This is a genomic window from Micrococcus sp. 63XJN7_6_ISO-PGPR-S23-444, from assembly GCF_058072765.1.
Window position 1 is genome coordinate 1373083 of sequence record NZ_CM176516.1, and the last position, 20750, is coordinate 1393832.

Below are 20750 nucleotides of genomic sequence, written 5' to 3' on the forward strand. Positions count from 1 at the left end.
GCCAGGGTTCGGGCCGGACGTCCCTGGGCAGCCCGGCCCGGCTGCTTGCGTACGCGGGTGGCGAAACGCGGGTGCGGGGCGGGCGCGCGGGGAAGTTCCCTGCCATCCTTGCTGTTCCATGGGACAAGAGGAGGACCGACCCGCCCCACCGGCGTCGTCGCCCTCCAGCCCCGAGAGACCCGAGGAGGACACCATGTCCATCACCGCCGTGGCCGAGCCGGCCGCCCTCACCCGTTCCGACCGCTGCGACCGCTGCGGCGCGCAGGCCTACGTCCGCGCCGTGCTGCACTCGGGCGGTGCCCTCCAGTTCTGCGCCCACCACGCCCGCGCCGTCGAGGACGCGCTGCGTCCCCAGGCCGCGCTGTGGCAGGACGAGACGGACCGCCTCACCGCCGGCGCCTGACGCGCCCGGCATGACGAAGGGCCGGACCCCCGCGGGGGTCCGGCCCTTCGTCATGCCGCTGCGACTCAGTCCAGGTAGTCCCGGAGCACCTGCGAGCGGGAGGGGTGACGCAGCTTGGACATGGTCTTCGACTCGATCTGGCGGATGCGCTCTCGTGTCACTCCGTAGACCTTGCCGATCTCGTCCAGCGTCTTGGGCTGGCCGTCGGTCAGGCCAAAGCGCATGGCGACGACACCGGCCTCGCGCTCGGAGAGCGTGTCCAGCACCGAGTGCAGCTGCTCCTGGAGCAGCGTGAAGGAGACGGCGTCCGCGGGCACGACGGCCTCGGAGTCCTCGATCAGGTCGCCGAACTCGGAGTCGCCGTCCTCGCCGAGCGGGGTGTGCAGGGAGATGGGCTCGCGGCCGTACTTCTGCACCTCGACGACCTTCTCCGGGGTCATGTCCAGCTCCTTGGCCAGCTCCTCCGGGGTGGGCTCGCGGCCGAGGTCCTGGAGCATCTGCCGCTGCACGCGGGCCAGCTTGTTGATGACCTCCACCATGTGCACCGGGATGCGGATGGTGCGGGCCTGGTCCGCCATGGCGCGGGTGATGGCCTGACGGATCCACCACGTGGCATACGTGGAGAACTTGAAGCCCTTGGTGTAGTCGAACTTCTCGACGGCGCGGATCAGGCCGAGGTTGCCCTCCTGGATGAGGTCCAGGAACAGCATGCCGCGACCGGTGTAGCGCTTGGCCAGGGAGACCACCAGACGCAGGTTGGCCTCGAGCAGGTGGTTCTTGGCCTTGCGCCCGTCCGCGATGATCAGCTGGATGTCCCGGCGCTCGCGGTAGTCGTCGGAGGCCTCGTGCTGCACGACGTGCTCGGCGTAGAGGCCGGCCTCGATGCGCATGGCCAGGTCCACCTCCTGCTCGGCGTTGAGCAGGGCGACCTTGCCGATCTGCTTCAGGTAGTCCTTCACCGGGTCCGCCGTGGCGCCCGCCACGACCACCTGCTGCACCGGGGCGTCGTCCTCGGAGTCGTCCATGACGAACGCGCCCTTGGACTGGGCCACCTTCTGGCCTGTGGCGGCCGTCGTGCCGGTCACGGCCTCCGCGTCCATCGCCGGACGCTCCGGAGCGTCCGAGCCGTCCGCGTCCTCATCATCAGAGTCTTCGGTGGCGGTCTCGTCCGCCACCACGTCCTCCTCGACGGCGTCCGCGGCCTCGGTGCGCTCGCGCGCCTGGACGAGCTCCTCGTCGTCCTCGGCCTGCTCGGCGGAGGCGGCGGACGCGGTGGCCTTCTTGCCCCCGGTCGTGGCGGTCTTCTTCGCGGCGGTGGTCTTGGCCGTGGCGGTGGTCTTGGCCGCGGTGGGCTTCCGGGTCGCCTTCTTCTTGGCCGTCGGCGTGGCAGCGGTCTTGGTCGCCGCCGACTTCGTCGCGGTCGTCCGCGTCGTGGCGCCCTTGGTCGTGGCGCTCTTCGTGGCTGCCGACTTCTTGGCTGCCGACTTCTTGGCTGCCGTGGAGCGGGTGCGCGTGGTCGTGGCCTCGGAGGCAGTGGTCTCCTTGCCGTCCTGCACACCGCTGGTCGTCGAAGTGGTCACTCGAGGCCTTTCCGTCTCGTCCGCGGCCACCCGCGGATCCTTGCAGTCCATAGACACGTGACCCTGTCAAGTCGCGGCCTCGGACGACCGACGTCGTCCGGGCCCGCCGACTGCAGGGTCCGTGAGTGCCAACGACGGCTGAGACCGATCTATTCCGAACCCGGGAAACGGGCTGCGGTCGGCCGTGCCGTCGTGAAGCCGCATCATTCTCTCATGGGCGGCCACCGTCGGGCCGCCACGCGGTGGCCGGGTCGGTCGCCCAGCCTGCGACGCACCCCGCGGCCACGATGCGTCGCAGGACGGAGACGAACGGGTCGCCGGGACTCAGCGCCGCCGCCGCGGTCAGGTGGGCGTCCGCGTCGGAGCCGTGGCCGCGGGCCCAGCCGACCCACCCGGCCAGCGCCAGGGCCTGCGCCGCCACAGCCGGCGTCGCGACGGGCACGAGCGCGCGCAGCCCCGCCCGCAGGGCGTCCAGCCGATCCCAGGCCGGCGCCCGGCCCGAGGCCGCGGTGAGGATCCGTTCCTCGTCCCCCGGATCCCCCGTGGCCGCGCCGGACGGCGCGGCGGCATGGAGCAGCAGGCCGTCGCGCCAGGCCGGACGCGTCAGCGGCGAGCCCAGCACGGCGGGTGCGGGCGCGCCGCGGTCACGAGCCGCGCCGGTCAGCACCGACTCCCACTGCGCCAGCCACGCGCGGCGTGCCGCGGGCGCGTCCTGCTCGGGAGGCCGCCACCGCGCGTCGTCGGCCCGGGCCGCCGCGGGACCGCGGCGCGGGACCGGGTCGGGCACTGCTGCACGGTCCCAGACCGAACCGCGGGTCATCAGGTGCAGGGACAGCGGCGCGGCTCGGGGGTCGAGCGGGCCCTCCTCGGCGACGCCGCTCCCCCACCAGGGGCGCGCCCGTCCCCGCGCGCACGTCCAGGCCGCGGTCAGGGGGCGACCCGCGGACGCCAGGGCGTCGTCGAGCGCCGCGGCCCAGCCGGGACGGGCGAGCGTGGCCCGGGCGCCGTCCGGCAGCGCGAGGCAGAGCGTCGCGTCCGCGGCTGCGTCCCGCCGGCACACCTCGGCCACGGCGCAGGCCCAGGCGCCGACGTCGACCTCCTCGGGAGGCAGGTCGACCCGCACCACGGCGCGCAGGCGCCCGTCGCGCAGGGTGAGGAGGACCAGGCTGCCCTCGGGCAACCGCCCGAGGGCGTGGCCGACGTAGGCGAGCAGGTCCTCCGGGCCGCGGGCCGGCAGGACGGGGACGTCGAGTGAGGTGGGGGCTTCCATGCCGCCACCCTGGCCGACCGGGCGCCCGCGGTGGGATCAGTCCCCGTCGCCGGTGGACGGACGGCCGGGTCCGTCCTCCTGTGCAGGAGCGGACCCGCCGCCGGCGTCCCGCGCGGCGAGGTACGCCTCGACGGCGGAGGCGAGTTCGTCCCCGTCGGGCAGGCCCTGCTCGGTCTCCAGCAGCGACCGCTCCTGGTCCTCGGCGTTCTGGTCGTAGTTGCGCTCCAGGCCGGCGATCATCTGCTGGATCTCCCCGGACCCGGAGACCTGGCGCTCCAGCTCGGCCTCGATGTCCCGCGAGGCGTCTCGCAGGTCGTCCGAGGGCAGCATGAGCCCCATGGCGGCCCCCGCGTACTCGAGCGCGGCCACGGCCGCCTGGGGGAAGGACGCCTCGGCCACGTAGTGCGGCACATGGACGGTGTAGCCCGCCGTCGGCAGGTCCGCCTCCTCGGCGCGCAGCTCGAGCATCTGCAGCAGCCCCGCGACGATGTCCGCCTGCGGGCTCCAGGTGGACAGCCCCTCGACGGCATCGGCGCGGGACCCGTGCGTCGTGACCCCGAGCCGCCGCGTGTGCGGCACGGGCAGCGGGGCCGCGTCGAGGAAGGTGAGCGAGTCCACCTCCCACTCCTGCGCGAGGCCGAGCACGGCCTCCGTCACCGCCTGCCACCGGAAGTCCGGCTCGGGGCCGGACAGCAGCAGGAAGGGGTGGCCGAGCAGGTCCTCGACCAGCTGCACCTCGAGCGCGGGCAGGCGCAGATCACGGTAGCGGTCCCGGTCGAACCGGAGCCGGGGACGCCGGGCGCGGTAGTCGAACATCGAGTCGACGTCGAAGGAGACGACGGTCCGATGGGTCAGGTGCTCGTGCAGCGCGGCCCGCACCTGCCGAGCGACCCGGCCCGCGTCCATGTGCCCGGTCAGGGCCACGAGCATGCCCAGGCCGGGGGGCACGGGCGCCCCCTCATGACGGGTGTACAGCGGCGCGGCGTCCTGCACGTCTCGTTCCCCTTCCGGTGGTCCGTCTGCGGGAGAGCCGTCCCCGCCGCCCGGATGGCGGCGGACGCGGATCCCTCCCTGTCCTCTGGCGTCAGTCAACCACGGCACGGCACCCTCCTATTCCGCGCCCGCGCGCCCTGGACGGGCGCGCGAGCCCTCTGGCTAGGATGACGCGGGACGGCCCGGCCCACCCCGCCGGGCGCATCCCCCACCCCCGGAAGAGAGGCCCGTCCGTGATCACCCTGGACCGCCCGACCCTGACCGCCCGCGCCCTGGAGGACTTGACCGCCTCCGCCCTCGTGGTGGGGGTGGGCACCGGCCCGGACGGCCCCGTGCTCCTGACGGACGCGCTGCCGGCCGAGGCGGCCACCGCCCTCGAGGCCTCGTTCGAGCTGCTGGGCGTGCGGGGCGCCGAGGACGAGGTCCATCGCCTGCCGGGCCTGGGCGGCGTGCCGGTGCCGCTGCTGGTCCTGGCCGGCGTCGGCGGTCTGGACGACGACGGCGAGGCCGCGGACGAGTCCCTGCGCCGCGCCGCCGGGGCTGCCGTGCGCTCCCTGGCCGGCACCGACGCCGTGGCCCTGGCCCTGCCGGCCGACACCCCGGCCCGACTGGCCGCCGTCGCCGAGGGCGCCGTCCTGGGCGCGTACGCCTTCACCGCCCAGAAGTCCGAGCGCGCCCGCGCCGAGACGGACACGTCCCGTCCCGTCCGCGAGGTCGAGGTCGTCACCCCGCTCGCCGCCGCGGACGCCGACCCCGTGCTGCGCCGGGCCGCCGTCGTGGGCGACGCGGTCTGCGCCGTGCGCGACCTGGTGAACACGGCCCCCTCGCACCTCTACCCGGCCACGTTCGCGGACGCCGTCGCGGAGGACCTCGCGGACTCGTCCGTGAGCGTGGACGTGTGGGACGAGGACCGCCTGCGCGCCGAGGGCTTCGGCGGCATCCTCGCGATCGGCCAGGGCTCCTCCCGCCCGCCGCGGCTCGTGCGCATCGAGCACGCGCCGGCCGACGCCGCCGCGCACATCGCGCTGGTGGGCAAGGGCATCACCTTCGACACGGGCGGCATCTCGCTGAAGCCCGCCGCCTCGATGATGACGATGAAGTCGGACATGGCCGGCGCCGCCACCGTCTTCGCCGTCGTGCGCGCCGCCGCGGCCCTGGACGTCCCTGTGAAGGTGACCGGCTGGCTGGCGCTGGCCGAGAACATGCCCTCGGGCACCGCCATCCGCCCGTCCGACGTCATCACGATGTACGGCGGCAAGACCGTGGAGGTCATGAACACGGACGCCGAGGGCCGCGTCGTCATGGCCGACGCCCTCGTGGCGGCCACCGACGAGCGACCCGACGCGGTGCTCGACGTGGCCACCCTCACCGGTGCCCAGCTGGTCGCCCTCGGCGTGCGCCACACGGGCGTCATGGGTGACGACGCGCTGCGCGACGAGGTCGTCGCCGCGGCCGACGCGGCCGGGGAGCTCGCGTGGGGCATGCCCCTGCCGGAGCAGCTGCGCGCCTCGCTCACTTCGCGCGTCGCGGACATCTCCAACATGGGCGACCGCTTCGGCGGCATGATGACCGCCGCCACCTTCCTGCGCGAATTCGTCGACGCCGGACGGTCGGAGGGCGACGCCGCCGCACGGACCCCCTGGGCCCACCTCGACATCGCCGGCCCCTCCTTCAACGAGTCGGCCGCGTACGGCTACACCCCGCAGGACGCCACCGGCGTGATGGTGCGGACCCTGGTGGGTCTCATGGAGGGGCGTGCCCGGTAAGGTTGGTCCCGATGTCCACCGCGTCCCCGGCCGCGCGGCCCGCCGCCGACGGCCGGGGGTGGCGGTGACGCACCACCACCACGATCCACCGACCCCAGCACCAAGGAGCAACACCGTGGCCGACAAGGCAACCGCTCAGGAATTCGACGTCCTCGTCCTCGGCGGTGGCTCCGCCGGGTACGCCGCAGCCCTGCGTTCCGTGCAGTACGGCAAGTCCGTCGCCCTCGTGGAGAAGTCCAAGGTCGGCGGCACCTGCCTGCACTGGGGCTGCATCCCCACGAAGGCCTACCTGCACGCCGCCGAGGTGGCCGATGAGACCCGCAACGCCGCCAAGTTCGGCGTCAACGCGACCCTCGAGTCCGTGGACATGGCGAAGGTGCGCGACTACAAGGACGGCATCGTCGCCGGCAAGCACAAGGGCCTGGCCGGCCTGCTGAAGATGCGCAAGGTCCAGGTCATCGAGGGCGAGGGCAAGCTCGTCTCGAAGAACGAGGTCGAGGTCGACGGCACCCGTTACACGGCGGAGAACATCGTGCTGGCCTCCGGCTCCGTGGCCAAGACCATGGGCCTGCCCATCTCCAAGAAGATCATGACCTCCACGGAGGCCCTCGAGCTGGACTACACCCCGAAGTCGGCCATCGTGCTCGGCGGCGGTGTCATCGGCTCCGAGTTCGCGTCCCTGTGGAACTCCTTCGGCGTCGACGTCACCATCATCGAGGGCCTGAAGACCCTGGTCCCCAACGAGGACCCGGCGATCATCAAGGTCCTCGAGCGCGAGTTCAAGAAGAAGGGCATCAAGACCAACCTGGGCACGTTCTTCGACAAGGTCGAGGAGACCGACTCGGGCGTCAAGGTGACCCTCGCGGACGGCAAGGAGTTCGAGGCCGAGGTCTGCCTCGTCGCCGTCGGCCGCGGCCCGAACACCGAGGGCCTCGGCTACGAGGAGCAGGGCGTCAAGATGGACCGCGGCTTCGTCCTCACCGACGAGCGTCTGCACACCGGCGTCGGCAGCATCTACGCCGTGGGCGACATCGTTCCCGGTCTGCAGCTGGCGCACCGCGGCTTCCAGCAGGGCATCTTCGTGGCCGAGGAGATCGCCGGCAACAAGCCGATGGTCGTCGAGGACATCAACATCCCGAAGGTCACCTTCACCGAGCCGGAGATCATGTCCGTGGGCTACACCCAGCCCAAGGCGGAGGAGAAGTTCGGCAAGGACAACGTCGAGGTCGCCGAGTACAACCTGGCCGGCAACGGCAAGTCCTCGATCCTCGGCACCGGCGGCATCATCAAGATGATCCGCCAGAAGAACGGCCCGATCGTGGGCGTGCACGGCATCGGCAAGCGCATCGGCGAGCAGATCGGCGAGGCGCAGCTCATCGTGAACTGGGAGGCCTACCCCGAGGACGTCGCCCAGTTCGTGCACGCGCACCCCACGCAGAACGAGGCCCTGGGCGAGGCCGCCATGGCCCTGTTCGGCCACCCGCTGCACAGCTGACCCACCGCACTGACCATCCCGGGCCCGTGCGTCGGGCCCACCTCGCAACCCCGGGTGGGCGCCCCCGGCGCCCACCCCTCATGAGGAGCATCGGAACCATGTCTGAAACCGTGAACCTGCCCGCCCTGGGCGAATCCGTCACCGAGGGCACCGTGACCCGCTGGCTCAAGGCCGTCGGCGACGAGGTCGCCGTCGACGAGCCCCTGGTGGAGGTCTCCACCGACAAGGTCGACACCGAGATCCCGTCCCCCGTGGCCGGCGTGCTCGAGGAGATCCTGGTCGAGGAGGACGACACGGTCGAGGTCGGCGCCCCGCTGGCCACGATCGGCGACGGCTCCGGCGGCGGCTCCGCCGACGCGTCGGAGGACGACGCCGCGGCCGAGGAGCCCGCCGTCGAGGAGGCGCAGCAGGACGACGCCCAGCAGGAGCCCGCAGGCGAGCCGGCTCCGGAGGAGCGCGCCTCCACCGACCAGGGCTCGGACGGGGCCCCGTCGGCCGGCGGCGAGGCCTCCGAGGTCACCCTGCCCGCGCTGGGCGAGTCCGTGACCGAGGGCACCGTGACCCGCTGGCTGAAGTCCGTCGGCGACGAGGTCGAGGTCGACGAGCCGCTGCTCGAGGTCTCCACCGACAAGGTCGACACCGAGATCCCCTCCCCCGTGGCGGGCACCCTCCTGGAGATCCGTGCGGAGGAGGACGACACCGTCGAGGTGGGCGCCGTCCTCGCACTCGTCGGCTCCGGCTCCGCCGGCGGCGGCTCCGCCCCGTCGGAGGGCTCCTCCGGTCAGGACGAGGCGTCCGCCGAGGAGATCGAGGACAAGGCGACCGAGGCCGAGGCCCCCGAGGAGACCGAGGAGGCCGCCGAGGCCGCCGGCGCCGAGAAGTCGGAGAAGACGCCGGAGGCGTCTCCGTCCGAGGAGGCCTCCCGGCGCGAGTCCGCTGAGCGCGACTCCGCGCAGGCCGAGTCCGCCGAGGCGCCCTCCGCCACCGAGCCCGGCCAGGGCTACGTGACCCCGCTGGTGCGCCGCCTGGCCCACCAGAACAACGTGGACCTGTCCACGGTCCGCGGCACGGGCGTCGGCGGCCGCATCCGCAAGCAGGACGTGCTCGCCGCCGCGCTGGCCTCGCAGGCCGCCGCGGGCGGGTCCGAGGCTCCGGCCGAGCAGGCCTCCGAGGCTGCCGCCCCGTCGTCCGCCCCGGCCGCTGCGTCCGCCCCGGCCGCGAGCTCCTCCGTGGACCCCTCGGTCCGCGGCGAGGTGGAGAAGGCGCCGCGCATCCGCCAGGTCATCGCCCAGCGCATGCGCGAGTCCCTCGACCTGTCCGCCCAGCTGACCCAGGTGCACGAGGTGGACGTCACCCGCATCGTGCAGCTGCGCAAGAAGGCCAAGGCCTCCTTCCAGCAGCAGGCCGGCGTGAACCTGACGTACCTGCCGTTCATCACCAAGGCGGTCGCCGAGGCCCTCAAGCAGCACCCCAAGCTGAACGCGTCGTTCTCCGAGGACAACAAGGAGATCACGTACCACGCGTCCGAGGACATCGCGATCGCCGTGGACACGGAGAAGGGGCTGCTGGTGCCCGTCATCAAGGACGCCGGCTCCCTGAACCTGACGGGCCTCGCCCAGAAGATCGCCGACGTGGCCGAGCGCACCCGCACGAACAAGATCTCGCCGGACGAGCTCTCGGGCGGCACGTTCTCGATCACGAACATCGGCTCCGTGGGCGCGCTGTTCGACACGCCGATCATCAACCAGCCGCAGGTCGCGATCCTGGGCATCGGTGCGATCGTCAAGCGCCCCATGGTGGTGACCGACGCGGACGGCAACGACTCGATCGCCATCCGCCACATGATGTACCTGTCCCTGACCTACGACCACCGCCTGGTGGACGGGGCCGACGCGGGCCGCTTCCTGACGACGCTGCGTCAGCGTCTCGAGGGCGGCGAGTTCGCCAACGAGCTGGGTCTCTGACGGAAAGGGAGAAGGACTGTGGATATCCTGCACAGCATCCTGGTGGCCGTGCACATCGTGTCCGCCGCAGCGATCGTGGGCGGTTGGTTCGCGCACTTCCGCAACCCGACCGTCACCACCTCGCAGTGGTGGGGCTCCGTGGGCATGATCGTCTCCGGCGTGGTGCTTTTCGGCCTCGCCATGAGCGGGGAGCCGAACCACATGAAGCTGGGCGTCAAGTTCCTGATCGGCGTCATCGTCTTCGTGGCCGCCCTGATCGGCCGCCGCAAGTCCAACCGCGGGGAGGTCGTGCCCACGGGCCTGGCCCACGCGGTGGGCGGTCTGGGCCTGGTGAACATCCTGGTCGCCGTCCTCTGGCAGTGATCAGCCCAGGCGGCTGACGCCGCACCACGCCGCGGGCCCCGGGGAGCTTCTCCCCGGGGCCCGCGGCGTCCCCCCGTCTGGACCGCCGGCCTCCGGCGCTGGATCCGGGCCCGGGGTCAGCGCGGATCGACGGTCTCGACCCGCCACGTCCGACCCGCCGCGCCGCCGTCCCGCCCCTCGGGGCCCTCTCCGTGGCCGCTGCGCAGGACCAGCACGACCTCCTCGGCCGTCGCCTCCCGATGCGCCGCCACGCGTCCCGCGCGGTCCAGCACGGTGTGGGCCGACGTCCGGAGCACGGCGTCGACACGCAGCGCGTCGTCCCCGGCCCGCCGGGCGGGTCCGGCCTGCTCCACCGTCACCTCGAGGCCGGAGAAGGCGAACCCCTCGTCCGTCAGCCGGCGCAGCAGATCCCGGTCGTTCTCCCACGCCGGTCCCCCGGGCACGGCGTAGGCGTCCAGTCGCGCAGGCTCCGGGTCGATGAGCGCGGCAGTCCGGGCGTGGCCGACCGCGGCCAGCGCCTCGCCCACGTCGACGGCGTCCTCCCCGGCGGCGTCCTCCCCGGGGGCACCCGCGTCCGGCACCCTCGCCGGCGTCCCGCTCTCCGGCGTCCCGTCCGCCGGGCGCGCCGCGTCCACCGAGGTGCCGGCCGGCACCGCGCCCGCCGGCTCCGGCGCCCCCTCCGTCGCGTCGCCCAGGGACGCCGGCCACCACAGCCCGGCGGTGCCGCCGCCGACGGCCAGCGCGGTGGCCAGCCCGGCGGCCACGAGGACGCCCCGGCGTGGCGCCGCCCCCCGTCGGCGCGCGAGCGCGCGCCGTCTCGGAGCCGCGCGTCGTCCCCGGCGTCGCCGCGTGGGCCCGGAGCCCGGCAGCACCGTGGGCAGCAGGTGCGCCACCTCGGCGGGGGCGGCCTCTCCCAGCGGGACCGGCTCGGGCCGGGCCGTCGCGTATACGGCTGCGGCGGCCTCCTCCGCGCTCGGCCGCGCCGCCGGGTCCGGGGAGAGCGCCGCATCGAGCAGCAGCGCGAGCTCGGGGGACGCTTCGGGGACCAGGACGGGCAGCGGCGCCCGATGCCCGGCGGCGCCCGGCGCCCGACCGGTGAGCGCGTACCAGCCCAGGGCGGCCCACGCATGGACGTCACTCGGCGCCCCCACCGCCGGAGACGCCCCCGGTTCCGCCCCGGCCCCCTCCACCGCGGCGAGCGCCTCGGGGGCCGCGAAGCCCGGCGTCGCCCCGGCCCCCGACGCCCCGCCGACCACCCGGGCGACGCCGAGGTCGGCGAGGGCCGGGCTGCCGTCGACGCCGAACAGGACGTTCGCCGGGGACACGTCGCCGTGCACCACCCCCTCGCGGTGCAGGCACGCGAGAGCCTGGGCGATCGGGACGAGCACGGTGACGGCCTGCCCCGGGCTCAGGGGTCCGACCCGCTGCACCATGTCCTGCAGCGTGCCGGCCGCGCGGTGCTCGGTGAGGACCCCGAGGCCCCGGTCCGTCTCCACCACGCCGAGCACGCGCAGCAGATGGGGATGCGCGACCCGTCCGGCCTGCGCCTCCGCCGCCAGCGCATCCGGCGCCGCGCCGGCACGGGGCACCTTCAGGGCGGCCCGGACGCCCCGACCGTCCTCGACGAGCCAGACCTCCGCCTGGGCGCCCGCGCCGAGCAGCCGGACGGGTTCCCAGCCCGGGGCGCGCGGCGCAGCCGTGCCCGGCTCCGACGACCTCTCCGGTTCGGTCTCCGGCCCGCCGCCGACGCGTCCGGCCGCGCCGCCGTCCGCCTCGTCCCAGTCCCGCATCGGTCTCCCCTCTCCGCCGCGCCGTCCGTTCCAGCCCAGGGTGCCGCATGTCCCCGAGCGTCACGGCGGTTGTCCACAGGTCCGGGCCCGAGGACTACAGTGGACGTCATGCCCGAGACACCCCTGCCGCCCCTGCGCGTGCTCGGCCTGGCGCCCGACCTGGTGGACTACCACGCCGCCTGGGACGCCCAGCGCGCCCTGCACGCGGACGTCGTCGCCGGCCGCTCCGACGGCGAATTCCTCCTCCTGGAGCACGAAGCCGTCTACACGGCCGGTCGTCGCACCGAGGACGCCGAGCGCCCCACGGACGGCGCCCCCGTCGTGGACGTGGACCGCGGCGGCAAGATCACATGGCACGGGCCGGGCCAGCTGGTCGGCTACCCCGTGGTCCGGCTGCGCGACCGTGCCCACGTCAAGGACTACGTCTGGTTCCTCGAGGAGCTGCTGATCCGCACCGCCGCCGAGTTCGGCGTCACGGCCGTCCGCGTGGACGGGCGGGCAGGCATCTGGGTCCTCGCGGACCGGGACGACGACGGCACGGCCCGCCCGGACCGCAAGGTCGGCGCCATCGGCCTGTCCATCCACGACGGCGTCTCCATGCACGGCTTCGCGCTGAACTGCTCCAACTCCCTGGCCCCCTACGAGGGGATCATCGCGTGCGGCATCACGGACGCCGCCACCACCACCCTGTCGGTCGAGACGGGCCGGACCATCACGCCGGCCGACGTCGTCCCGGTGCTCACCCGTCATCTGGACGAGCTCGGGCCTGCGTACATCGCCGTCACCCCCACGGAAGGAATCCCCGCATGAGCCTCGCCCCCGAAGGACGCCGCCTGCTGCGCGTGGAGGCGCGCAACGCCGAGGTGCCCGTCGAGCGCAAGCCCGAGTGGATCAAGGCCAAGGTCCACATGGGCCCCGAGTACATCGGCCTGAAGAACAAGGTCAAGTCCGCCGGCCTGCACACCGTGTGCGAGGAGGCCGGCTGCCCCAACATCTTCGAGTGCTGGGAGGACCGCGAGGCCACGTTCCTCATCGGCGGCGACATCTGCACCCGCCGGTGCGACTTCTGCGACATCACCTCCGGCAAGCCGCGTCCCCTGGACATGGAGGAGCCGCAGAAGGTCGCCGAGAACATCCGCGAGATGGACCTGCGGTACGCCACCGTCACGGGCGTGGCCCGTGACGACCAGAAGGACGGCGCGGCGTGGCTCTACGCGGAGACCATCCGCCGCATCCACGCGCTCAACCCGGGGACCGGCGTCGAGATCCTGCCGCCGGACTTCGGCGCGGTGCCGGAGCTCGTCCAGCAGGTGTTCGACGCGCGGCCCGAGGTGTTCGCGCACAACCTGGAGACGGTGCCGCGCATCTTCAAGCGCATCCGCCCGGCCTTCACATACGAGAAGTCCCTCAAGGTGCTCACGATGGCCAAGGCCGACGGGCTCGTCACCAAGTCCAACCTCATCCTGGGCATGGGCGAGGAGGACCACGAGATCGACCAGGCCCTGGTGGACCTGCACGAGGCCGGCTGCGACATCATCACCATCACGCAGTACGTGCGGCCCTCGAAGCTGCACCACCCCATCGACCGCTGGGTGAAGCCGCAGGAGTTCGTCCAGTGGTCCCAGCGCGCCGAGGAGATCGGCTTCCAGGGCGTCATGGCGGGCCCGCTGGTGCGCTCGTCGTACCGCGCGGGCAAGCTCTACGCGCAGGCCATGCAGCGCCTCGGCCGGACCCTGCCGGAGAACCTGGCGCACCTGGCCGGGGAGAAGACCGCCCGCCAGGAGGCCTCCGCCGTCGTCGCCCAGATGTCCTGAGCCGCCCGACTAGACTGGACCCCGTCATGACGAAGAACAGCCAGCCCCCCGCGTCCTCCTCCGGCTCCACCTCCGCCACGCTCAAGGAGGTCAAGGCCATGCAGCGCGAGCGTCGCCTCCGCGAGAAGGAGCAGGCGAAGGCCCAGCGCCGGGACAAGCGCGCCACGAAGGGCCCGGGCGTGATCTCCCAGCTCAAGCAGGCCTACGCCATGACCAAGGCGCACGACCCCAAGGTCGGACTGTGGATGCTGCTGGCCTTCCTGGGCGCCCTGGTCGTCGGCCTCGTCATCGGCTTCCTCCTGGACAACTGGATCACGTGGCTGCTCATCGCGATCCCGTTCGGTGTGCTCGCCGCCGTCGTCATCCTGAACCGGAAGGCGCGCCGCGCCGGGTTCGCCCAGCTCGAGGGCCGCCCCGGCGCCGCCGGCGCCGCGCTCTCCACGCTGGGCCGCGGCTGGATCGTGTCCGAGCAGCCGGCCGCCGTGAACCCGAAGACCCAGGACCTCGTCTACCGCGCCGTGGGCCGGCCGGGCGTCGTGCTGGTGACGGAGGGCCCCTCCCCCCGCGTCGCCGCGCTGGTGGTCAAGGAGGAGAAGGCCATGCGCCGCTTCCTGCCCGGCGTGCCCGTCACCGTGGTGGAGTCCGGCAACGGCCAGGGCCAGGTCCCGCTGCACGAGCTGCCCGGCACGCTCAAGGGCATGAAGAAGGCCCTCACGGCGCAGGAGGTCCAGGCCGTGGACAAGCGTCTGACCGCGCTCAACACCAACCGGCTGCCCATCCCCAAGGGCGTCGACCCGAACAAGGTGCGCCCGAGCCGCCGCGCGATGCGCGGCCGCTGAACCGCCCGCAGACGACAGGGGCGCCCCGCCGACGCACGGCGGGGCGCCCCTGTCGTGTGCGGGCGGGACGGTCACATGCGGATCTCGACGGTGTCCGCGAGCTTGTCGTGCATGCCGCGCCCGTCCGGCCCGACGACGACGGCCGGCAGCACGAGGCACAGCAGGGCCGTGCGCAGCAGGATCCGGAGCAGGCCGGCCGGGCGGCCGCCGACGCGGACGACCTGGATGCGGCACACGGCCTTGCCCACCGTGGTGGCCAGCAGGGTGAGACCGATCACGTGCATCGCGGCGAACACGAGGAGGGTGGCGATCGCGTCGCCGTCGAAGGCCAGCCACGAGATGCCCAGGGCGATGAACCAGTCGAGGACGAGGGCGCCCATGCGGCGGGCCGCCGTCGCCATGGAGGCCGGACCGCGCTCCGGCAGGCCGAGCAGGTCCCCCGGCCAGCGGCCGCCGGCGCGCCCCCCGCCGGGACCGTCCACCCAGCCGGCCAGATCGCGGCGCGTGATCAGCGGCTCCGCTCGGCCGGTCGTCTCGGTGCGGTCCTGGGGGTCGGGTGCTCTGCGTGCCACCCCACCAGCGTAGTGCGCGACCACGGCACGCGCGCCGGTCTGGCGGGGCCACGCCGGGCGCGTAGTATAGAGGCGTCCGCCGTCGCAGGCGTCGCCGCCACACACAGGAAGGCCAGGAGCGAACCATGTTCACCTCCCCCCAGGAAGTCCTCACGTACATCAGGGAAGAGGGGGTCGAGTTCGTCGACGTCCGCTTCACCGACCTCCCCGGGCTGCAGCACCACTTCAACGTGCCCGCCTCGAGTGTCGACGAAGACTTCTTCGTCACCGGCCAGCTCTTCGACGGCTCCTCCATCCGGGGCTTCGCCGGCATCGCCGAGTCCGACATGCAGCTCATCCCGGACGTCGCGACGGCCTTCGTGGACCCCTTCCGGGTCCGCAAGACCCTCACGATGAACTTCTCCATCGTGAACCCCCGCACCGGCGAGCCCTACCTGCGCGACCCGCGCGGCGTGGCCCAGCGCGCGGAGGCCTACCTGAGCTCCTCCGGCATCGCCGACACGGCGTTCTTCGCCCCCGAGGCCGAGTTCTTCATCTTCGAGGACGTCCGCTACGAGTCCTCCCCCCGCGGCTCGTTCTACGCCGTGGACTCGGACGAGGCCTGGTGGAACGCCTCCCGCGAGGACGAGGGCGGCAACCTGAGCCACAAGACCGGCCTCAAGGGCGGCTACTTCCCCGTCTCCCCCACGGACAAGCAGGCCGACCTGCGCGACGAGATCTGCGCCGTCCTCGCCGAGGTCGGGCTCACCGTGGAGCGCTCGCACCACGAGGTGGGCGCGCCCGGCCAGGCCGAGATCAACTACCGCTTCAACACGCTGACCCACTCGGCGGACGACCTGCAGAAGTTCAAGTACGTCGTCAAGAACGTCGCCAACATGTTCGGCAAGTCCGCGACCTTCATGCCCAAGCCCGTCTTCGGCGACAACGGCTCCGGCATGCACTGCCACCAGTCCCTGTGGAACGGCGGCGAGCCGCTGTTCTTCGACGAGAAGGGCTACGCGAACCTCTCGGACACCGCCCGCTGGTACATCGGCGGCCTGCTGAAGCACGCCTCCGCGGTCCTGGCCTTCACCAACCCCACGGTGAACTCCTACCGCCGCCTGGTGCCGGGCTTCGAGGCCCCCGTGAACATGGTTTACTCGCAGGGCAACCGCTCGGCGGGCATCCGCATCCCGATCACCGGCTCCAACCCGAAGGCCAAGCGCATCGAGTTCCGCGCCCCGGACGCCTCGGGCAACCCGTACCTCGCGTTCGCCGCGCAGCTGATGGCCGGCCTGGACGGCATCCGCAACCGCATCGAGCCGGCCGAGCCGATCGACAAGGACCTCTACGAGCTGCCGGCGGAGGAGGCCGCCGACATCCAGAAGGCACCCGCCACCCTGGACGAGGCCCTGAACGCCCTCGAGGAGGACCACGAGTTCCTCCTGGCCGGCGACGTGTTCACCGAAGAGCTGATCGAGACCTGGATCGCGTACAAGCGCGAGATGGAGATCGCCCCGCTGGCCCTGCGCCCGAACCCCTACGAGTTCGAGCTGTACTACTCGGTCTGATCCGCCCGCCGCGGCCCCGACGACGGCCGTTCGTCTCCCACGCCGGAGGCGGGCGGCCGTCGTCGTGCCCGGCCGCGGAATAGTCCGGGGCCGGTGGGCGCTGGATCTGTGGAGACCTCCGCCCGGCCGGGCGGCCCGCAGACCAGGAGCACCATGACCGAGCACACCGCCCCCACCCCCCTGCCGCTGTCCCTGCTGGACCTCGCCCTCGTCCGCGACGGCGCCCCGATGGGCGAAGCCTTCGCCGAATCCGTGGAGCAGGCCCGCGTCGCCGAGGCCGCCGGCTTCCGGCGCGTCTGGTACGCGGAGCACCACAACATGCCCTCCATCGCCTCCTCCGCCACGGCCGTACTCATCGCGCACGTGGCCGCGCACACCGACTCGATCCGCCTCGGCTCCGGCGGCGTCATGCTGCCCAACCACTCGCCGCTGGTGATCGCCGAGCAGTTCGGCACCCTGGCCGAGCTGCACCCCGGCCGCATCGACCTGGGCCTGGGTCGCGCCCCCGGCACCGACCAGCGGACGCTGCAGGCGCTGCGCCGGGATCCGTCGGCGGCCGAGCGCTTCCCGCAGGACGTGCTCGAGCTGCAGGGCTACCTCACCGGCCAGAGCCTGATCCCCGGCATCGACGCCTACCCCGGCAAGGGCACCAACGTGCCGCTGTACATCCTCGGCTCCTCGGCGTTCGGCGCCCAGCTGGCCGCGCAGCTCGGCCTGGGCTACGCGTTCGCGAGCCACTTCGCACCGCAGATGCTCGAGCATGCGGCGCGCCTGTACCGGGAGCACTTCGAGCCCTCCGAGGCCCTCGCGGAGCCGCACTTCATCGCGGCGGCCAACGTGATCGCCGCGGACACCGAGGAGGTGGCCGAGCGGGAGTGGCAGGCCGCGCAGCGGGCGCGCATCCGGATGATGCTCGGCCGGGGCCGCACCCTCACCGACGACGAGGTCGAGATGCTGCTGCACTCCCCCGCCGGTCAGCAGGTGCTCGGGATGCTCGAGTGCACGGCCGTGGGCACCGGCCCGACGACGGCGGCGTGGCTGCACGACTTCGCGGCGCGGGTCCAGGCGGACGAGCTGATCGTGACCACGGCCGCGCAGGACCCCGCCGTGCGGCGCCGCACCCTGGAGCTGCTCGGGGAGCACGTCGTGCGCGCCTGAGCCGGCGCTCGCGACACCGGAGCACGGCCGGCCCGCCACCCCGTCGAGGTGGCGGGCCGGCGTCGTTCAGAGCCCGTAGAACCGGGTCTCGAACACCTGACGGGCCAGGCGGGTCACCCGCAGGTAGCGCTCCTCGAGCTCCCCGCCGGCCGTGCCCACCCCGCTGAGGCGGGCCACGGCCTCGAGGTCGCGCATGTTCGTGGGCAGCACGTCCGAGACCTTGCCCGTCCACAGCAGCAGGGCGGCGCGGATCCGGGTGGCCAGCAGCCACGCCTCCTCCAGCACGGCGACCTCGGCCTCGGGCAGCAGCCCGTGCCGGGCGATCGCCCGCAGGGCCGGCAGCGTGCCGGTGACCCGCAGGTCCTCGACCTCTCCCGCGTGGCGCAGCTGCAGGGACTGCACCAGCCACTCCACGTCCGAGAGCCCGCCGCGGCCGAGCTTGACGTGCCGGGAGGGGTCCGCGCCGCGGGGCAGGCGCTCGGCCTCCACACGGGCCTTGATGCGCCGGATCTCCCGCGCGTCCGCGGTGGTCAGGTCCCCGGCGTAGCGGACCCCGTCGGCCCACCGCCGGAAGTCGGTGGCCAGGTCGTCGTCGCCGGCCAGGGGCCGGGCGCGCAGCAGCGCCTGACGCTCCCACATCTCCGCCCAGCGCCCGTAGTACTCCCGGTACGAGTCCAGGGTGCGCACGAGCGGCCCCTGGCGCCCCTCGGGGCGCAGGTCGGCGTCCACCTCGAGCGGCCGCTCGCCGGGCAGCGGCGGGGTCGCGGGGCGGTGCAGCAGGGACATCAGCGTCCGCACGACCTCCTCGGCCTGCTCGCGCGCCCGCCCCTCGTCGACGCCGGGGCGTGGCCGGTGCACGAACAGGGCGTCGAGGTCCGAGCCGTAGGTGATCTCCCGGCCGCCCTGGCGGCCCATGGCCACCACGAGCACGTCGGTGAGCGGGTCGGCGTCCCCGACGACGGCGCGCGAGGCCACGCGCAGGGCGCCGACGACGGTGATCTGGTCGATGTCCGACAGGGCCCCGGTGACGGCCTCGAGGTCCAGCAGCCCCGAGATGTCCGCCAGGGCCACGCGCAGGGTCTCGCTGCGGCGCACCTGCCGCACGTGGCGGACGGCGGCCGGGGCCTCCTGCGCGGCCACGCGGCGGTCGAGCCGCGCGTCGACCTGGCGCCAGAGCTGTATGGCGCCCCGGGGGTCGAGCTCCCGGTCGTCCCCCACCCAGGCCACGGCCTCGGGCGAGTGCTCGAGCAGGTCCCCCACGAACCGGGAGCCGGACAGGACCAGGCACAGCCGCCGGGCGGCGTCCGAGGAGTCGCGGAGCATCCGCAGATACCAGGCCGTGCCGCCGAGCGACTCGGAGAGCCGGCGGAAGGCGAGCAGGCCGCCGTCGGGGTCGGCGCCCCGCGCGAACCACCCGAGCATGGCCGGCAGCAGCTGCCGCTGGACCGCGGCCCGGCGCGAGACGCCCTGCGTGAGGGCCTCGATGTGCCGCAGGGCGCCCTGCGGGTCGCGGTAGCCCAGCGCCGCCAGGCGGTCGCGGACGGCCTCCGCGGACAGCCGCACGTCCTCGGCGGACAGGGCGGCCGTCGTCGACAGCAGCGGCCGGTAGAACACGGTCTCGTGGAGACCGCGCACGGCGCGGCGCACGCGCGTGAACTCGGCCTGGAGGTCCTCGCCGGTGGCGGGGCCCCGGTCGGCGGCGCCGCGCATCGACCGGGCGACGACGCGGCGGGCCTCTTCCTTGACCGGCATCAGGTGGGTGCGCCGCAGGTGCACGAGCTGGATGCGGTGCTCGAGGGTGCGCAGCCACCGGTAGTGCTCGTCGAACGCCCGCGCGTCTCGCGTGGTGACGTAGGAGGCGGCGTGCAGCGCCCGCACCGCGTCGAGCGTGCCGCGCACCCGCAGCGACTCGTCCGCACGGCCGTGCACGAGCTGGAGCAGCTGGGCCGTGAACTCGACGTCGCGCAGGCCGCCGGGCCCGAGCTTGATCTCCCGCTCGCGCTCCGCGGGGGCGAGGGTGTCCAGGACCCGGGCGCGCATGGCCCGGACGGACTCGACGAACCCGTCGCGCGCGGAGGACTCCCACACCCGGGGCCAGATCTCCGCGATGTAGCGCTCGCCGAGCTGTGGCGAGCCCGCGATGGGGCGGGCCTTGAGCAGGGCCTGGAACTCCCAGCCGTGGGCCCAGCGGCGGTAGTACTCGGCGTGGGACTCCACGGTGCGGCTCAGGGCGCCGTCCTTGCCCTCGGGACGCAGGTTGGCGTCGACTTCCCACAGTCCCGGCTCGGGGGCCGCGCCCTGGATCACGCGGCCGATGCCCGCGGCCAGCTCGGCCGCGAGCGCGGCGGCGCGCGGCCCGTCCGGGACCTCGGCGTCGGGGTCCGCGCCGTCCGCGGCCTCGCGGACGGCGTGGGCGAACACGACGTCCACGTCTGAGACGTAGTTGAGTTCGCCGGCGCCGCACTTGCCCATGCCGATCACGGCGAGGTCCACGCGGTCCACCACGGGGCCCTCCCGCTCGGTGAGGACGGCCCGTGAGACGGCGAGCGCCGCGTCCACGGTGGCGCCGGCCAGGTCCGCGAGCCAGCGGCCCACCGAGGGCATGGCCGCCGTGGGCTCGGCGGAGTCGAGGTCGCGCAGGGCGATCGCGGCCAGCTGGCGGCGGTAGGCGCGGCGCAAGGCGACGGCGGCGTCCTTGCCGGTGACGGCCGCGAGGGGGCGGTCGGCGTCCGGGTCGGCGCCCACCGAGTCCAGGAGCAGGCGGCGCAGGGCGGCGGACGCATCACCCCAGGGCTCGCCGGCGGTCGGGTCGGGCTGGGCGAGGGCGGGCGCGGTGGCGGCGGCCGCGTCCGGGTCGAGGACGAGGTCCAGTTGCTCGGGACGGCGGATGAGGAACTCGCCGAGGGCCTCGGAGGCGCCGAGCAGCCGCAGCAGGCGGGCCGTCGTCTCGGGGTCCCGGAGGGCGTGGTGGACGCGGGGCTCGCGCTCGGCCAGGCGCACCCACAGCAGCAGGGCCCGGTCGGGATCGGCGGCGTGGCCGAGGAGCTCGACGAGGGGACGCACGTCCACGCCCTCGAACTCGGGCGAGGTGAGCAGCGTCTGCACGCGGCCGGCGTCGGCGACGCCGGCGTGCGCGAGGGTGCGGCGGTCCGGGGCGTCGGCGGTCGCCGCGTCGGGCAGGGCGGACACGGCC

16 protein-coding genes are annotated in these 20750 nt (G+C 73.8%); 10 read left to right on the top strand and 6 right to left on the bottom strand.

Going from position 1 to position 20750, the window contains the following annotated elements:
• The first annotated feature begins 193 nt into the window (after window positions 1-193).
• Complete coding sequence (locus AC3RJ9_RS06310) at window positions 194-403, top strand: DUF7455 domain-containing protein (protein WP_002858172.1); 210 nt, start codon at window positions 194-196, stop codon at window positions 401-403.
• A 65-nt stretch (window positions 404-468) separates the two neighbouring features.
• Here the strand turns inward: AC3RJ9_RS06310 and AC3RJ9_RS06315 are convergent, their stop codons facing one another.
• From AC3RJ9_RS06315 to AC3RJ9_RS06325, 3 genes are all read right to left on the bottom strand, one after another.
• Window positions 469-2034 (bottom strand): RNA polymerase sigma factor, encoded by a 1566-nt coding sequence (locus tag AC3RJ9_RS06315; protein ID WP_205805457.1) that lies wholly within the window; start codon window positions 2032-2034, stop codon window positions 469-471.
• Window positions 2035-2194: 160 nt separating this feature from the next.
• Window positions 2195-3253 (bottom strand): DUF4192 family protein, encoded by a 1059-nt coding sequence (locus AC3RJ9_RS06320; RefSeq protein ID WP_044659524.1) that lies wholly within the window; start codon window positions 3251-3253, stop codon window positions 2195-2197.
• A 36-nt stretch (window positions 3254-3289) separates the two neighbouring features.
• Entirely contained in the window at window positions 3290-4246 is a 957-nt protein-coding gene (locus AC3RJ9_RS06325; RefSeq protein ID WP_036336980.1) for a PAC2 family protein, read from the bottom strand.
• A gap of 233 nt (window positions 4247-4479) precedes the next feature.
• Here AC3RJ9_RS06325 and AC3RJ9_RS06330 point away from each other — a divergent pair, with 233 nt between their 5' ends.
• The 4 genes from AC3RJ9_RS06330 to AC3RJ9_RS06345 all read left to right on the top strand — a co-directional run bounded on the left by AC3RJ9_RS06330 (window position 4480) and on the right by AC3RJ9_RS06345 (window position 9834).
• Window positions 4480-6012: a leucyl aminopeptidase gene (locus AC3RJ9_RS06330; RefSeq protein ID WP_095694670.1), complete on the top strand. Its 1533-nt coding sequence runs from the start codon at window positions 4480-4482 to the stop codon at window positions 6010-6012.
• 115 nt (window positions 6013-6127) lie between these two features.
• Window positions 6128-7507, top strand: a complete 1380-nt coding sequence (lpdA, locus tag AC3RJ9_RS06335) for a dihydrolipoyl dehydrogenase (RefSeq protein WP_060973495.1) — start codon at window positions 6128-6130, stop codon at window positions 7505-7507.
• 98 nt (window positions 7508-7605) lie between these two features.
• Window positions 7606-9471, top strand: coding sequence for a 2-oxoglutarate dehydrogenase, E2 component, dihydrolipoamide succinyltransferase (sucB, locus tag AC3RJ9_RS06340; protein WP_036314088.1), 1866 nt, complete (start codon window positions 7606-7608; stop codon window positions 9469-9471).
• 18 nt (window positions 9472-9489) lie between these two features.
• Entirely contained in the window at window positions 9490-9834 is a 345-nt protein-coding gene (locus AC3RJ9_RS06345; protein ID WP_010078527.1) for a hypothetical protein, read from the top strand.
• Window positions 9835-9950: 116 nt separating this feature from the next.
• On the opposite strand, the gene AC3RJ9_RS06350 is transcribed toward AC3RJ9_RS06345, so the two are convergent.
• On the bottom strand, window positions 9951-11624 hold the full coding sequence (locus AC3RJ9_RS06350) for a serine/threonine-protein kinase (protein WP_049146952.1): 1674 nt from the start codon (window positions 11622-11624) through the stop codon (window positions 9951-9953).
• A gap of 108 nt (window positions 11625-11732) precedes the next feature.
• Between AC3RJ9_RS06350 and lipB the strand changes: the two genes are divergently transcribed.
• Genes lipB through AC3RJ9_RS06365 form a run of 3 tightly spaced genes read left to right on the top strand, consistent with a single transcriptional unit; the run spans window position 11733 to window position 14277 of the window.
• Entirely contained in the window at window positions 11733-12434 is a 702-nt protein-coding gene (lipB, locus tag AC3RJ9_RS06355) for a lipoyl(octanoyl) transferase LipB (RefSeq protein ID WP_036314221.1), read from the top strand.
• Entirely contained in the window at window positions 12431-13438 is a 1008-nt protein-coding gene (lipA, locus tag AC3RJ9_RS06360) for a lipoyl synthase (RefSeq protein WP_002857341.1), read from the top strand. The genes lipB and lipA overlap by 4 nt, the downstream gene beginning before the upstream one ends.
• 26 nt (window positions 13439-13464) lie before the next feature.
• The gene (locus tag AC3RJ9_RS06365) at window positions 13465-14277 is read left to right on the top strand and encodes a DUF4191 domain-containing protein (protein WP_095694671.1); all 813 of its coding nucleotides are present in this window, start codon (window positions 13465-13467) and stop codon (window positions 14275-14277) included.
• Window positions 14278-14348: 71 nt separating this feature from the next.
• Here the strand turns inward: AC3RJ9_RS06365 and AC3RJ9_RS06370 are convergent, their stop codons facing one another.
• Window positions 14349-14849 carry an RDD family protein gene (locus AC3RJ9_RS06370; RefSeq protein ID WP_095694672.1) on the bottom strand — a complete coding sequence of 167 codons (501 nt, stop codon included), beginning with the start codon at window positions 14847-14849 and terminating at the stop codon, window positions 14349-14351.
• Window positions 14850-14974: 125 nt separating this feature from the next.
• Between AC3RJ9_RS06370 and glnA the strand changes: the two genes are divergently transcribed.
• Window positions 14975-16399, top strand: coding sequence for a type I glutamate--ammonia ligase (gene glnA, locus AC3RJ9_RS06375; RefSeq protein ID WP_095694673.1), 1425 nt, complete (start codon window positions 14975-14977; stop codon window positions 16397-16399).
• 153 nt (window positions 16400-16552) lie between these two features.
• On the top strand, window positions 16553-17557 hold the full coding sequence (locus AC3RJ9_RS06380; RefSeq protein ID WP_095694674.1) for an LLM class flavin-dependent oxidoreductase: 1005 nt from the start codon (window positions 16553-16555) through the stop codon (window positions 17555-17557).
• A gap of 66 nt (window positions 17558-17623) precedes the next feature.
• On the opposite strand, the gene AC3RJ9_RS06385 is transcribed toward AC3RJ9_RS06380, so the two are convergent.
• Window positions 17624-20746, bottom strand: coding sequence for a bifunctional [glutamine synthetase] adenylyltransferase/[glutamine synthetase]-adenylyl-L-tyrosine phosphorylase (locus AC3RJ9_RS06385; protein WP_489727617.1), 3123 nt, complete (start codon window positions 20744-20746; stop codon window positions 17624-17626).
• Window positions 20747-20750: the final 4 nt, after the last annotated feature.